General features: G+C 42.6%; 11 protein-coding genes. 9 read left to right on the top strand and 2 right to left on the bottom strand.

Annotation, left to right across the window (positions count from 1 at the left end; all coding sequences use genetic code 11):
- Positions 1 to 16: 16 nt before the first annotated feature.
- Complete coding sequence (locus tag L990_RS12305; protein WP_047449709.1) at positions 17 to 655, bottom strand: redox-sensing transcriptional repressor Rex; 639 nt, start codon at positions 653 to 655, stop codon at positions 17 to 19.
- Between the two features lie 132 nt (positions 656 to 787).
- Here L990_RS12305 and L990_RS12300 point away from each other — a divergent pair, with 132 nt between their 5' ends.
- From L990_RS12300 to L990_RS12290, 3 genes are read left to right on the top strand one after another with little or no spacing between them, the layout of a single operon-like run.
- Positions 788 to 1,081: a (2Fe-2S) ferredoxin domain-containing protein gene (locus tag L990_RS12300; RefSeq protein ID WP_156121536.1), complete on the top strand. Its 294-nt coding sequence runs from the start codon at positions 788 to 790 to the stop codon at positions 1,079 to 1,081.
- Entirely contained in the window at positions 1,053 to 2,927 is a 1,875-nt protein-coding gene (locus tag L990_RS12295) for a [Fe-Fe] hydrogenase large subunit C-terminal domain-containing protein (RefSeq protein WP_052180982.1), read from the top strand. Before L990_RS12300 ends, L990_RS12295 begins: the two co-directional genes overlap by 29 nt.
- Complete coding sequence (locus L990_RS12290) at positions 2,902 to 4,104, top strand: SpoIIE family protein phosphatase (protein ID WP_197057284.1); 1,203 nt, start codon at positions 2,902 to 2,904, stop codon at positions 4,102 to 4,104. The genes L990_RS12295 and L990_RS12290 overlap by 26 nt, the downstream gene beginning before the upstream one ends.
- Here the strand turns inward: L990_RS12290 and L990_RS12285 are convergent.
- Positions 4,101 to 4,961 carry a DNA/RNA non-specific endonuclease gene (locus L990_RS12285; RefSeq protein ID WP_197057283.1) on the bottom strand — a complete coding sequence of 287 codons (861 nt, stop codon included), beginning with the start codon at positions 4,959 to 4,961 and terminating at the stop codon, positions 4,101 to 4,103. The two genes, L990_RS12290 and L990_RS12285, sit on opposite strands and share 4 nt — an antisense overlap.
- 347 nt (positions 4,962 to 5,308) lie before the next feature.
- Here L990_RS12285 and L990_RS19315 point away from each other — a divergent pair, with 347 nt between their 5' ends.
- The 6 genes from L990_RS19315 (at position 5,309) to L990_RS12255 (ending at position 14,669) form a co-directional block, all read left to right on the top strand.
- Positions 5,309 to 6,676: an endonuclease gene (locus L990_RS19315; RefSeq protein WP_197057282.1), complete on the top strand. Its 1,368-nt coding sequence runs from the start codon at positions 5,309 to 5,311 to the stop codon at positions 6,674 to 6,676.
- A 32-nt stretch (positions 6,677 to 6,708) separates the two neighbouring features.
- Positions 6,709 to 9,384 carry a carboxypeptidase regulatory-like domain-containing protein gene (locus tag L990_RS12275; RefSeq protein ID WP_047449697.1) on the top strand — a complete coding sequence of 892 codons (2,676 nt, stop codon included), beginning with the start codon at positions 6,709 to 6,711 and terminating at the stop codon, positions 9,382 to 9,384.
- An 18-nt stretch (positions 9,385 to 9,402) separates the two neighbouring features.
- The gene (locus L990_RS12270; protein ID WP_047449694.1) at positions 9,403 to 10,752 is read left to right on the top strand and encodes a DUF5689 domain-containing protein; all 1,350 of its coding nucleotides are present in this window, start codon (positions 9,403 to 9,405) and stop codon (positions 10,750 to 10,752) included.
- Positions 10,753 to 10,818: 66 nt separating this feature from the next.
- Positions 10,819 to 11,787 carry a DUF6359 domain-containing protein gene (locus L990_RS12265; RefSeq protein ID WP_047449689.1) on the top strand — a complete coding sequence of 323 codons (969 nt, stop codon included), beginning with the start codon at positions 10,819 to 10,821 and terminating at the stop codon, positions 11,785 to 11,787.
- Between the two features lie 193 nt (positions 11,788 to 11,980).
- Entirely contained in the window at positions 11,981 to 13,450 is a 1,470-nt protein-coding gene (locus tag L990_RS19310; protein ID WP_197057281.1) for an endonuclease, read from the top strand.
- 13 nt (positions 13,451 to 13,463) lie between these two features.
- Entirely contained in the window at positions 13,464 to 14,669 is a 1,206-nt protein-coding gene (locus tag L990_RS12255) for a DUF4493 domain-containing protein (RefSeq protein WP_047449686.1), read from the top strand.
- The last annotated feature ends 128 nt before the right edge of the window (positions 14,670 to 14,797 follow it).

Raw genomic sequence — 14,797 nt, 5'->3', positions numbered from 1 at the left:
AATAAGGAAAAGAGCCTTATACGCTCTTCCTCTTTAAAGATCGTTCTTTTACAAAATAGGCCACTTTTTCTAGAGATGTTATCATATCATACTCCTCATGATAAACATTCTCCGAAAAATTTATTGGAGTGGATGTAAAGTTTAGCACCCCCTTTATTCCTGCTTTTTCAATCAAGTCAGCCAAAAAAGGAGTTGAGCTAGGAGAGGCTGTAATTACAGCAATTGTAATATTCTCTCTCTTTACAATCTCGTTAAACTCATCAATGTGGTAACAAGAAACGCCAGATTGCTGAGCACCAATCTTATCTGGATCTATATCAAAGGCCGCCTTAATATTAAGCTTTGAACGCTTACCATTAAAGTACGCTGTAATAGCCTTTCCTAAGTTTCCCATACCGATAACAGCCACATTTTGACCATCGCGGCTATCCAAAATTTTAGAAATTAGGTCAATTAATTCCTTTACATCATACCCTTTCTTGGTCAAACTAGAGAATCCGATCAACATAAGATCTCTACGTACTTGAACTGCCGTATTACTATGCAACTTGGCCAATTCATGCGAATAGATATGCGTTTTTCCGTTGGAAAAGCAGTTAAACAGGGTTCGTCGGTATTCACTTAGCCTTTCGATGGTTTTTTCAGGCAGTTTCATATAATCAGTATAATAATCAGGAGCAAAAATAGTATTTACATCGTTTCAAAATACCAATAATCCCATCGATTTCGTTAGAATTATTAGCTAACTTTGGAAGATAGCTGCAATATAATCAAAATTCTGGACACTATGTTAGAGAATTCACAACCTTGCATACAAATTACCGTTTGTCTAGGTAGTAGCTGCTTTTCGAGGGGTAATAAAATGCTGCTACGCGAAGTTGACGATTTTATTTCCGCGAATCAGCTAGAAAAAAAAGTGCTGGTAAAAGGTGCACATTGCCTCGATTTATGTGGGCAAGGCCCTATTCTAATAATTCAAGACAAAACTTTTGAAAAAGTCGACTATAAAACCGTCAAAGAACTTCTTAATAACCACCTAAAATTTGCAGAAGATGGAAGTTCCTCTCTACACGATAAATAAGAGTAAATGCGTAACATGCTATGCCTGCATCCGCGCTTGCCCCGTAAAAGCTATTGAAGTAGATAGCACTGGCGATGAGCTGCACATCTCGTCAAAACGCTGCATTGGCTGCGGTCTGTGCGAGGAAGCGTGCCCTGTTGACGCTATTTTCTTCAGAAATTCTAAACAAAATTGCTATACCATAATTGATAAAGGAAATAAAGTTGCCGCCCTTTGCGAACCATCTATTTCAGCCGAATTCCCGGATATTACCGACTATAGAAAATTTGCGCACATGCTCAGGGCTGTCGGATTTACCAATGTTTACGAGGTATCGTTTGGGGTAGATCTCGTTGCTAGAGAATATGCAAAGCTTCAAAATGAATTTAACGGGAAATACTTCATCTCTTCAACCTGCCCTTCGGTTGTATCGCTGGTCGAGAAATATTATCCTGAATTAACACCCAACTTAGCGCCAATCGCCTCGCCCATGATCGCATCGGCTCGCGTAGTAAAGGAACTTCATAAAAACGACATAAAAATAGTCTACATCGGCCCTTGTGTTGAGACCAAAAATGAAGCATTAAAACATCCGGGACTCATCGATGCAGTACTTACCTTCAGAGAACTGAGAGACATATTCAATGAGCTCAACATAAAGGAAACAAATCTCGAGTTTTCCGACTTTGATCCTCCATATGGAGCGGAAGGAGAGCTATATCCATTAAGGACTGGACTACTAGAGGCTGCAAAAATCTCCCAAAACCTACTCCGAGGCAACATGACCACAGTCTCGGATGCGCCATACATCATTGCCCTTTTAGATTCTTTCGAACGAAATATAGACAACATCCGAAGTAACTTTAACTGCTTTATGTGCCATGGCTGCCTAATGGGACCAGGCACCACCAAGCTGCGAAACTACCAAGTGAGAAGAGCCGAAGTGGTAAAATTTGCCCGAAAAAGAATTGAATCTTTAGATAAAAATAAATGGGATGAGAATATCAAAAGATTTAAGTACATCCCTCTTGATGCGACCTTTAAAGAGAATAAGCAGCGAATTGATAACATTCAAGAAGAGGCTATCGAGAAGATTCTCCAAGAAACAAACAAAGATCTCAAAACAGAAAATCTTGATTGTAAAGGTTGCGGATTTAACTCGTGCAGAGATATGGCAATCGCTACCTACTACGGCTTTGCCACCCCCGACATATGCCTACTCAACAACAAAAAAACGATTAATAAGCAACGACAACTTCTAAAGCAGGAGACTGATAAATACAAAAAAAGTCTAGAAGCGCTTGCCGAATCGGAGAAAAACGCAACAAAATCGAAAGATGTGGCGCACGAAGCTCAAGAAACGCTTTACGCCACCATTAGAAAGCTGCCATTTGGAGTAGTTTTCGTTGATAAAAATCTCAAAATCATCTACTCCAACGACAGCTTTATTGAGCTTCTAGGCGATGATGCCATTGAAATCAACGAAGTTATACCAGGACTGATAGGCGCAAACCTAAAAACCCTTCTACCTCCCGACATTTTTAACCAGTTTTATCTTGTATCAAGCAATCCTAACGAGGCCACCAACAAAGACTTTACCTACAAGGAGCGACTTATAAATATACAAGTCTTTCCTCTAGGTAGTGGCAACCAAATTGGTGGAATTTTTAGAGATCTGCTTATACCTGAGATTCAAAAAGAAGAGCTGATTAGCCGCATCACCGAAGTGATCGACAAAAATCTCAACATTGTCCAAAAAATAGGGTTCCTCCTAGGAGAAGGCGCTGCCGAATCAGAAAGAATGCTCAACTCTATCATTAAGGCATTTAAGCATAACCCACTTGAAGAATCGAAAGGTAATGAATAGCCCATTCTTTATCGAAGTTGGATATTTCCAGAAATCTCACCACGAAGAGCGCATTTGTGGCGATGTTTTTCTTTCAAAAAAGATTGATGGAAAGCAGCGCGTCATTGCCGTTCTCTCCGACGGAATGGGGCACGGCGTAAAAGCGAACGTATTGGCAACTCTTACATCAACAATGGCGCTCAACTTTACGATCGAGCACAAATCACCTAATGCCATTACCGAAATTATTATGAACGCCCTCCCCGTTTGTAGCCAGCGACAAATGAGCTATTCCACGTTCACAATCGTAGATGTAGACCTAAATAACGACGTTACAATCATAGAATATGATAACCCGCAAACAATCGTAATAAATGGGAAGGAGATATTCGATCCCGAATGGCAATGTATTGTTCCGGAAGCAAAGCAGACAAACATAAAAGAAATTCTTACCTGCAGATTCAAACCCGCCAAGGAAGATCGGATACTATTCTGGAGTGATGGGGTAACTCAAAGCGGCCTTGGAACAGACGAATTCCCCAGAGGATGGGGCATCGAAGAAGCCACTAAATTTGCTCATAAAATGATAGCTGCCGATCCGCAAATACCTGCCAGCAAGCTTGCCGCAAAGGTTGTAAATATGGCAGCATCAATTGATGGGTGGAAGCTTAAGGATGATGCCAGCTGCGCCGTTATCTACTTTCGAACTCCGCGCAAGTTGCTAATATGCACCGGTCCTCCCTATGAAGAGACAAATGACCATCAGCTGGCAAGTAAGTTGAAGTACTTCGATGGGAAAAAAATTATTTGTGGAGCAACAACCGCAAATATTATTGCCCGAGAGCTCGCGCTTCCCATTATAGACAATGCAGCCATTTACGATCCCGACCTCCCTCCTACATCCTCCATGCAGGGAGTCGATCTGGTAAGCGAAGGCATACTAACCCTTAGTAAAGCCTTTAGCATACTCGAAAAATTTAATGAAGACTACAGACTCGGCTATGGGCCTGCCGACACCATCGTACATCATCTCATAAATAGCGACGAGATTACCTTTCTTGTAGGAACCCGCGTCAACGAGGCGCATCAAGACCCAATGCTCCCCGTTGAACTCGAGATGCGAAGAACCCTCATTAAGCGAATGAAAAGAATTTTAGAAGAAAAGTTTCTGAAAGAAACAATTGTTCAATACATCTAATTCTCCGCATCCACACGTGCCTCAATCACCTTTTGAATATTTTCAGGAACATTCGAGAAAAAGTCAAACCCAGTTTTCCCTTCTATAAAATCGACAGATACACGATATGCAGACCATGATTTAGATGAAGCATCCTGAGTATTTGGCATCCAAATCCCAATAGTCCTCGTCGCTTCACTAACCCTTTTCAAATCGTCGTTCCCGTTATAAATTGCAAGTACAACTTTCCATGTATACTGAGGAACAACAATCCCATTACTGCCCAACGTTTCTGTGTAGCCATTCCTACCAGTCCCTCCCTTTCCCTGAGGTCCTGAAACAATATAAAGTTCGTACCCTTTCTCTGCTAACGAACGGCAGTACATCTCAAAGTTAGCCCATGGTATTTGGTTATTATTAGGAGCCTGAGGAACCATATTGGTCATTAAAAAAGTGGCAGAGTTATCTACAAATGTTGCTGTTCTATCGGCAGAAGGACACATATGCCCCCTATCAAAGCCAGAACCGCTAAAGCTATAATTTTGAACAGCAAACCAACCAGAAGGCAAATCAACATCTGCCCTAAAATCGTCTTGCCGATCAACACTACCTAACCAAGCCTTGTTTAAATGCCAGCTAACCCAATTGCATAGGTGCGTCGAATTATTATATGATAGAACATACTGAGGTTTTACCATCAGGTAATTATTTGCATTGACAATATCGGCAGTAGCCTTCGAAGGATTACCCATAACCAGATTATCTCCCTGTACAACAGGACCAATAATAATTGGAGGTTCAACGGCTTCGCCTCCTATTTGCTCGTGGCAAGAGGAAAAGGACAAAGCAACAACTAAAAGTGATAAGTATTTTTTCAAAACTCTGATTTAAAAATGGGTCACAATATTACACATTCAAGCTTAATTTTAACAAAATCACGAGAATTATTTTATTTTTTTAACTTTTACTTAAAATCATACATCTTTTTTTATTAGGTTTGTGTCCTTTTCCTCTATTTTTTTCACTAAAACAAGAAAAAATTGAGAAGGAGAAGGGCTTTACATTTACTACAAGCGGTCTTATAAACCAGATTTATTTACTGACTGACTGAATTATGAGGGGATTTAACAATTTGCTAGGGATAGTCTCTCTGGCATTTTTTATCGGGGGATGCAGCTCTGAAAAAGGTGGAGAAGAACCACACATAGGCGGAGCATTGAAGGTCATGATTGCATATGAAAAACCACTTCCGCCATCGGATAGCGTTTTGATACAAGTGAAAAGATCTGACGGGAAAATTATGCACACCTATTCTTCAATTTCGCAAATACCAGCGACAGGAATACCGCTCGATCTTGGAGAATATACAATAGAAGGAACTCCAACCAATAAAAGATTACCGCTATTCAATCGTCCATCATACGGAGGTAGCTGTAATACGAATTTAAACAAATCGGAGGCAAACGTAACGCTAACATTAAAGCAAGCAAACGTTGCTGTTCAGGTAAACTACTCGGAAAAATTCAAATCTGAATTTACCAACTATACCACCACCATAAGCAGTCCAGACGGAAGCCTAACCTACGGAAGCAAGGAAGATCGCCTTGGATACTTTACCTCTGGACCTCTCGAAATAAAGCTCACATACACCGATAAGCAGGGCGTTGTACAGAATAAGATCCAAAAGATTGATGCTACAAGCAAACAAATTGCACCGGGTTCCACACTAGCCTTAGTTTTCAGTCATCCCGACGAAGAAAATGGAGGCGGGAATTACGAAGCCTACTACCTGAACGCTTTGGGCAAGACTGGTATCGAACTAAAAAAGGCTCTAACAACGATTATATCCACAGGATATCAGGCAAAATCGTACAACGATTTATGGTCGGCTTACAAAATTGGAGACATTAGAACAGATGGTACTGGTGCCATTTGGGATGTATACTCTGACATACCATTAGGGAAAGCCCCCTACCTTTATCAGCCAGGACAAGACCAGTGTGGATCGTACTCTGGCGAAGGCAGCTGTTACAATAGAGAGCACACCATCCCTAAGAGCTGGTTTAACGACGACACGCCCATGTATTCCGACTACCTACACATTTTGCCAACCGATGGATATGTAAATGGAAGAAGAAGTAACTACCCTTATGGAGAAGTAGGTTCTGCCTCTTGGACTTCAAGAAATGGAAGTAAGTTGGGCTCCGCAAAGTCTACCTTAGGCTACAACGGAACCGTGTTCGAACCTATAGACGACTTCAAAGGTGATATTGCACGCATTTACTTCTACTTCGTGACTAGATATGCCGATGTCTTAAGCAAATACGATGCAAACAATGGAAGTACAGAGGAAGTGTTTAACTCCAACGATCTGGGTCTCGACCAATGGACCATCAACATGTTTCTACGTTGGAGTAAAAATGATCCTGTCAGCCCAAAAGAACGAGTAAGAAATAACGAGGCTCAAAAGTTTCAAAACAACCGAAACCCATATGTAGACCATCCCGAATTTATCGAAAAGATTTGGGGCAGCAACGCTAGCAATACAGCGGCCAAAAGCAAAATGGTCAAAGTATACTATAAAGTCAAGTAAAAAAACCAAGTAAAACCAAAAATAGTTTAATTATGAGAATGATAATCTCCTTGATTATTACGCTATTCCTATCATCTTATGCGATGGCAGATTCTGGCGTAATTAAGGGAAGGATTGTAGATTCGAAAACAAAAGAGGGAATTGCTAACGTTACGATCAAAATCTCGACAGGAGCAACCACCAAAACCGATGCAAAAGGTATTTTCGAACTTCGCAACATGCTTCCTGGTAATGGCGTACTCACCATTACAGCCCCACAAATTAATGGAAAGACCATTGAGGTTGCTATTAATCCTGATGAGATGGTTGACTTAGGAACCATTGCCGTGCAGCTAGCCACCAACCAATCTGAAGTTGCCATGGTGCTCGACGAATCGGAGTTAGGCAATGAGGAGGGTAGCACTCAAAACATATCTACCGTTTTAGCCTCCTCTGATGACGTTTACTTTTCTAACTTCGGATTTAAGTTTGGAGCTATGCGCTTTAACCTCCGTGGCTACGATCAGGATAACTTTACCACCTACATCAACGGCATTAACTTTAACACCAGCGAGCGTGGTAACTTCCAGTACTCGTCTATTGGAGGATTAAACGATGCCTTCAGAAACAGGGACGGTGGAAATGGGATTGAAATGACGACCTACTCCTACGGAAATGTTGGAGGAGCCTCGAACATAGATTTAAGACCAAGCCACCAAGCCATTGGTGCAAAAGCAAGCCTTGCCTTCGCCAACAGGGCATACACCACCCGTGCTATGGCCACCTACTCTACCGGTATCCTAAAAAACGGATGGGCTTTTACCGCATCTGGCTCGCAACGTTGGGCTAAGGAGGGAAATATTGAAGGAACCTACTACAACAGCTGGGCCTACTTGTTAAGCGCCGAAAAAATCTTTAACAGCCGCCACAGCATCTCCATCACCACCTTTGGTTCGCCTACCGAAAGAGGTACCAGCGCAGGAAGCGTTCAAGAAGCATACGATTTAGTTGGCGACAATCTCTACAACCCAAACTGGGGATATCAAGAAGGAAAAAAACGCAATGCTCGTGTTGTTAAGTCATTCGAGCCTTCGGTTCTTATCTCGTACGAATGGAAGATTGATCCTAAAACAACCTTTAATGCAGGTATTGCCGGAAGATATAGCCAATACAAAAAAAGCGGCTTAAACTGGAATAACGACAACGATCCAAGACCCGACTACTATAGATATTTACCTAGCTACTTTGACAAAGGATCTATAAACTACCAAATAGTTACCCAAAAGTGGAAAACAGATAAAAACTATTCTCAAATAAAATGGGATGAACTATACCAATCGAATGGTAACCCAGACAAGAATGGAAGAGCCGGGTTTATCCTAGAAGATCAAAATAACGACTACAAAGATTTAACGTTCAATTCTACTCTAAAGAAAACGTTAACAGATAAAATTACCTTGATTGGAGGAGTTGAAGCGCGCAAGTACATTGGTTCGCACTACAAAACCATAAACGATCTACTAGGTGCAAAATACTGGAAGGATGTCGATCAATTCGCAGAAAGAGATATTAACTCTGGAATACAACCTGATCCTAACGCCCTACAAAACGACCTTAGAAACCCTAACAGACTCGTAACTAAGGACGATAAGTTCGGATATGATTACGATCTATACTCTACCTCTGCCAATGCATGGATTCAAGGACACCTATCTTTAAATAGGTGGGAGATATCTGCTGCAACCAAGTACAACTTTAACTCGTTCTATCGCTATGGAAACATGGAGAATGGCCGTGCCAAAGGAAATTCGTACGGGAAAAGTGCAGTTAACAACTTTAGCGACATCTCGGTAAAAACAAGCGCTATTTACAAGGTAAACGGAAAGAACTTTGTAACTGCAAACGCTCTATACGAGACTCGTTCTCCTCTTGCCACCAATGCTTACGTATCTCCTCGTATCAAAAACACCACCATTAGCGATCTTAAAAATGGAAAGATCATCTCTGGCGATTTAGGTTACATGTTTAACTACGGAATCGTAAGAGGTCGCGTTAGCGGATACTACACCATATTCAAAGATCAAATTGAAATAAGCAACTTCTACCACGATCAATACCAAACGTTCATTAACTACGCCCTTACAGGTGTTGATAAAGAGCACAAGGGTATCGAGCTAGGCCTATCTTCTAAAATTAACTCGCAAATTACCCTCGAGTTCTTAGGAAATGTTGGCCAGTACAAGTACACCAATAACCCAACAGGTACTGCCAGCTACGAGAATGGTACCAGCCCAGATAAGAAACAAACTGTTTACTACGACGGATACAAGGTGAGCGGACAACCACAAACTGCGCTAAGCTTTGGGGTAAACTACTTCCATCCTAAAATGTGGTTCTTCGAAACTAACCTAAACTACTACGATAACAACTATATCGACTTGATGCCCCTTCGTAAAGAAAGTAGCAACAAGGCAAAGTACGACACCCAAGAAAAATTCAGCAGCAACTTTATTTGGGATGCATCAATTGGTAAGCTGATCTACCTAAAAAACAGGTCATCACTAAACATTAACCTTTCAGTTCAAAACATCCTAAACGATAAAAATATCAGAACAGGCGGATTTGAGCAAGGACGTGTAGATGCAGACGGTGACGTCAATAAGTTCCCCGGAAAGTACTTCTACCTACAAGGAATAAACTTCTTCCTAAACATTGGATTTAAATTCTAAAAATTGAAAAAGACTAATATGAAAAGATTTTTATACACGCTACTAGGCATAGGACTTCTTGCAGGAGTTGTAGGCTGTAGCCCCGAATTTGACACTCCCGAGTACAAGGAAAGCCAGTACACGGGGGCAGCAACAATGACCATAAAAGCGTTTAAAGAAAGGTTTACCAACAAAGCGCCTGTAGAGATAAAAGAAAACATCGTGCTTCGAGGAGTAGTAAACGCTTCCGACTCCTGCGGTAACGTTTACAAAAAAATCTACTTCCAAGATCTTGAAGGTACAGCAGGTTTGGAACTTGTTGTTGACGGCTCTTCTTTATACAAGATCTGCAACGTTGGCCAAGAAATATTTGTAGAATGTAAGGGGCTTTACGTTGGCAATTACGACGGTTATACAGCGATAGGAACACCATTCACAAAATCGAATGGCGATGTTACCATCGGCCGTATGCCATTATTCCTTGCAAAAGAGCATATCTTTAAGCAGGGAAGACGCGATGTTTCTAAGGTAAAAGTACAAACCATCAACTCGTTAACGGAGCTAACCCCCGATATGGTAGATAGGGTAATTACCATTAAAAACATCTATTTCCCTGGTGGTGGTAAAGATTTATTTGCCGATAAGTCAAGCCAATACCCAACCTCAAGGGATATTGCCGATTTAAAAGGTGGAAGAAGCCTAGTTTACACCAGTTCCTACGCTACCTTCTCTCAAAAAACGCTTCCTAAAGGAATGGGATCGATAACCTGCGTTGCTACCAAGTATGGAAGTACCTGGCAGCTGCTTATCCGCGATTATAACGACGTAGGAACCTTCGACGGAACAGACGTAGATCCTAACGTTTCTATTATTGTAACATCGCTTAATGAAAGTTTTAATGCAGGAGCAAGTAACGGTTCTGCTGCAATCAACGGATGGTGCACCTTTAGTACAATTGGAGACAGAAACTGGCTAACAATGGTATTTGATCAAGATCAAAACCATTATGCCCAAGCATCTGCTCATAAAGGAGCAGCTCCTGATTACGAATACTGGCTGGTAACCCCAGGTCTTGATCTCGACAAAGCAACGCAAAAGTTGATCTCTTTTGAAACGGCTATGAACTACTGGATGAACACTTCCTCGCTAGAAGTATACCTGATGAACGACAAGGATCCTTCGAAGGCAACAGTAAAGGAGCTGCTTAATGCCCGAATTGCCATAGCGACAGACCCTGTCAATACATGGATACCAACAGGCAGCATCGATTTGTCGTCAAAAAGCGGTGTTGTTTATGTTGGTTTTAGGTACAGAGCCAAAGGAGGTGCTAGCAACTCAACGACATTCCGAGTAGACAACTTTAAATTTGGGAGTGAGGTAGCAAAATAATGCTACCTTTACAATCCTTTTTTGAGTATATACTTTACTATAAGTTTAACCCACAAAAAAACAAAAATGAAAAAATTCTTAACAATTGCCCTATGTGCTACCGTAGCACTGGCTTCTTGCTCTAAGAGCGATGACGAGACAAAGCCTGTAATAAAAGGAGCAACTCAAGTAAAAGAGGACTTCAATGCAGGAGTTAAAGATGCAAAGGTTGAAGTTGCAGGTTGGTCGACAGCCCTTGTAAAAGGAACTATTGACTGGAAAGTTGGTGAGTTTAACACCAACCGTTATCCTCAAATCACTGCATACGGAGCACCTGCAGGTGAGTTCGAAAGTTGGTTAGTATCTAAAGCCATCAATGTTACCGATGCTAAAATTAAAAGTTTTTCTTTTGATGCCGCAATGGGCTACTGGGCTGACAATAGTTCATTGGAAGTATATGTAATGACTGATTCTCTTCCTGCAAAAGGAAACCCTATCAAGTTAGAAGCAAAACTTCCAACCAAGGAGTCTGTTCAATGGGGATGGTACAATTCTGGGAACATCGATCTTTCTAAATATTCAGGAACGATCTACATTGGCTTTAAGTATAAAGCAACCACTACCGACCCAAAAGTTGTTACAACATTCCGTCTTGACAACTTCAAATTTAATGTAGAAGTAGCCAAAGGAGATGTTGCTGAAAATCCTTTTTCAGTAGCAGACGTAATCGCAACTCAGGATAATAGCATTAAATGGGTTAAAGGTTTTGTTGTAGGATTTGCTGTATCTGCTCAATCGGGTGGTGGATTCTCTATTAAGAACAGCAATTTTGCAGCAGGAGACGTAACTAACATTGTTTTAGCTCCAACAAAAGACGAAACAGATCCAACAAAGTGTATCGCTGTAAAATTAATGACAGGTGCCCCTAGAAATGAGCTAGGCCTAGGAACTGCAGCAAACCAAGTTATCCTTCAAAAAGAAATTTCTCTTAGAGGAACTGTAACTGCTTCTTTTGGAAAACCAGGAATGGTTGATGTAGCAGATTTCAAGAAATAAGAAGAAATCAAACAATCTCGCTTTTTTTATAAAGGCTGTCCGATAGGGCAGCCTCTTTTATTAATCAACCAACCCGTTAGTAATATTTACCTGGCTGCCGCCTATAAATATTACTAACTTCTTTTTAAATCTATATCAAACTTAGGATGGGAAGCTTCGGATGGCCGTAGCAGCCCATAATCGGAATATAACAATGAGACAATTTCAAAAACTACTGCTGGCGCTGGCCTTTGGCTCGCTGGCAATGCAATCGTGCAACACCGATGTGCGGCACGAAGAGGTAATCCAGGAGAAAGGATTGCTACGTTTAGCCGCACCCGCGGCAAATTCGGAGGTTAACTACGATAGCCTTGCCGTTCAAATCAACGATAAGGATAACACCCCCGTGGTGCAGCTGGCCAAGGCTTCGGATATACCCGCAGCAGGCTTAGAGATTAAGCCAGGACAGTACACCTTTACCGCTACGCCAACCAACAAGCGCGTACCGCTATTCGAGAAGCCAATCTACTCGGGCAGCAGCACCTTTTCGGTTAGCGCAGCCAACGTATCCACCCTCAACCTTGCACTAAAGCAGGTTAACTTTGGGTTGGGCATCAGCTACTCCGATAAGTTTAAGAAAACCTGTACCAGCTACAGCTGTACCGTGTCGAGTCCTGATGGAAGCCTAACCTTTCAGCCAAACGAAGAGCGATTGGGATACTTTTATCGCGGTCCACTAGTTGTTACCATCTCCTATACCGACGAAAAAGGCGAGAAGAAGGAGTATAAGCATCAAATTGCCTCCAGCAGCGCCAGCTTAGCTCCCGGATCTAAGCTGCTTCTTAATATAAAGCTCCCATACGAAGAGGGTGGCGAGTCGTACACCGGCTACTACCAAAATGCATCCGGCAAGGTGGGCATCGCCCTTAAGAAGGCGCTTACCAGCATCATCTCCACCGGTTACAAAGGTCAAAGCTACGATGCTCTTTACGAAGCCTACGCTAAGGGCGATATTCGCACCGACAATACAGGCGCCATCTGGGATATCTACTCCGACATTCCTAGCGGCACTCCTCCATACTACTTCCAACCCAACCAAGACAGATGTGGCACCTACAAGAATGAGGGCGACTGCTTCAACCGCGAGCACTGCATCCCTCAAAGCTGGTTTAAGTCACAAAGTCCGATGGTGTCGGACTACCTGCATATCCTACCAACCGACGGAAAAGTTAACGGCATGAGAAGTAACTACCCATTTGGAGAGGTTGAATCGTCCACCTTTACCTCTATGAACGGAAGTAAGCTAGGAAATCCCAAAAAAGACTTGGGTATTTCGACCACCGTATTTGAGCCAATTGATGCCTACAAGGGCGATATTGCCCGCATCTACTTCTACTTTGTTACCCGCTACGCCGAAGATATTCACAAATGGGATAACAACGTATTTAGCAGCGACGACTTAGGATTAGATCCTTGGGTAATAAAAATGTTTATCCGCTGGCATAAAAACGACCCCGTAAGCGCCAAAGAGCAAAAAAGGAACGAGGTTGCCGAAGAGTTCCAGCACAACCGCAACCCATTTGTCGACCACCCAGAGTTTGTAGATCGCATTTGGGGAGCAGGAACTAGCAGCAAATCGGTGCAACGTCCCGTAAAATATCAGTATACCATAACCATAAAGTAGCGTTGTAGAAAAAATGAAGAATTATCTTATAGCACTATTGGCGGTAGCGGCATTTAGCGCCTGCTCTAAGAGCGACGACACCCCTACCCCTGCAGCCGGAAACGGATTTCTTAAAATAAAGGCTGAAATAAGCAGCACTACTATTGCCAAAAGCGGATTTTCGGCGCAAGATTTGGCCGTTAGCATCATCCGAAAAAAGGATGGACAAGCCGTTAAGACATTTGACAAGTATGCTGAAATTGGCGAAAATAACATTGAGCTACCAGCCGACACCTACGTAGTAAAGACCACTAGCGGCTCCTTTTCGGAGGCCAAGTGGGATACACCTGCCTACGAAGCCACCAAGGAGGTAACGCTTGCGGCCAACGCTACAGAAAAGCTAACGCTTACCAATATCCAAACCAATGCAGGAGTAAAGATTACCTACACCGAAAGCTTCAAAAAGGCCTACTCCAGCTACAACACCCTTATTGAGTCGGAAAGTGGGAACCTAATATACGGTATAGGCGAGCAGCGTACTGGCTACTTTAAGCCAGGCAACCTCAAAATTACCACCACCAACAACGGAACCCCAGTAGCCGTTTTTACACGTAACGTAAACGCCCAAGAACTTGCCAACGTAGAGATAAGCTACCAAGCCGACGGAACCCAAAATGGGAAAATTGTGGTAACCTTTACCGTGATAGGCTCCAACAACACCTTTACCGAGGATGTGGTTATACTAAACCCCACCAAGCCGGGCGAAGGTGGCACCACCCCTGGCGATGCTGCAAGCAGCCTTTTCGAAGATTTCTCGACTGCGCAGCAGGGTGGAATAGACGGATCAGGATCGAGTGGTTGGCCCGGAGACGAGCTATTTAAGATTATTGGTACCGTATATCAGGCTGGAGGTGCCATCAGAGTGGGCAGCAGCAGCACCACCGGTGCCATAGAGAATAAGTATCCGCTTAACCTTTCGGCCAACAACGGCACCTTTACCATTAAGTTTAAGGCCAAAGGATGGAATGCCGACGCCCAGCTAATCGTAGTTGTAAACGACCAAAAGCAGGCAGTTACACTTAAGCAGGGAAAGAGTGCCACCTCGCTCGACGAGTACACCCTAACCTTTAGCAACGGAACCAGCAACACCATCGTTCGTTTCGAAACGGGTAAGGAGATAAAAGGAACTACCGAAAAGCCATCCCGCTTTTTCATTGACGATATCTCGATCAATAAATAGCCATGTAGAGGCGACCCGAATGGGTCGCCTCTTTTTTTATTGCCCCATAGCAAGCACTAAAATTCAGGTAGCAGCCACTACTTGTCGGGTAGCAAGTACAAAATGGCAGGTAGCAGCCACTACTTGCC

Origin of the sequence: Alistipes sp. ZOR0009, from assembly GCF_000798815.1 — a bacterium.
Lineage (GTDB): Bacteria > Bacteroidota > Bacteroidia > Bacteroidales > ZOR0009 > Acetobacteroides.
This window is presented reverse-complemented; position numbering and strand designations above follow the sequence as displayed.

What these genes read in the sequence shown, in the direction of transcription:
- L990_RS12305 (WP_047449709.1), bottom strand. Translation starts at nt 655, where the DNA reads ATGAAACTGCCTGAAAAAACCATCGAAAGGCTAAGTGAATACCGACGA.
- L990_RS12295 (WP_052180982.1), top strand. Translation starts at nt 1,053, where the DNA reads ATGGAAGTTCCTCTCTACACGATAAATAAGAGTAAATGCGTAACATGC.
- L990_RS12270 (WP_047449694.1), top strand. Translation starts at nt 9,403, where the DNA reads ATGAAAAGATTTTTATACACGCTACTAGGCATAGGACTTCTTGCAGGA.
- L990_RS12265 (WP_047449689.1), top strand. Translation starts at nt 10,819, where the DNA reads ATGAAAAAATTCTTAACAATTGCCCTATGTGCTACCGTAGCACTGGCT.
- L990_RS12255 (WP_047449686.1), top strand. Translation starts at nt 13,464, where the DNA reads ATGAAGAATTATCTTATAGCACTATTGGCGGTAGCGGCATTTAGCGCC.
- L990_RS19315 (WP_197057282.1), top strand. Translation starts at nt 5,309, where the DNA reads ATGATTGCATATGAAAAACCACTTCCGCCATCGGATAGCGTTTTGATA.
- L990_RS12300 (WP_156121536.1), top strand. Translation starts at nt 788, where the DNA reads ATGTTAGAGAATTCACAACCTTGCATACAAATTACCGTTTGTCTAGGT.
- L990_RS12275 (WP_047449697.1), top strand. Translation starts at nt 6,709, where the DNA reads ATGAGAATGATAATCTCCTTGATTATTACGCTATTCCTATCATCTTAT.
- L990_RS19310 (WP_197057281.1), top strand. Translation starts at nt 11,981, where the DNA reads ATGAGACAATTTCAAAAACTACTGCTGGCGCTGGCCTTTGGCTCGCTG.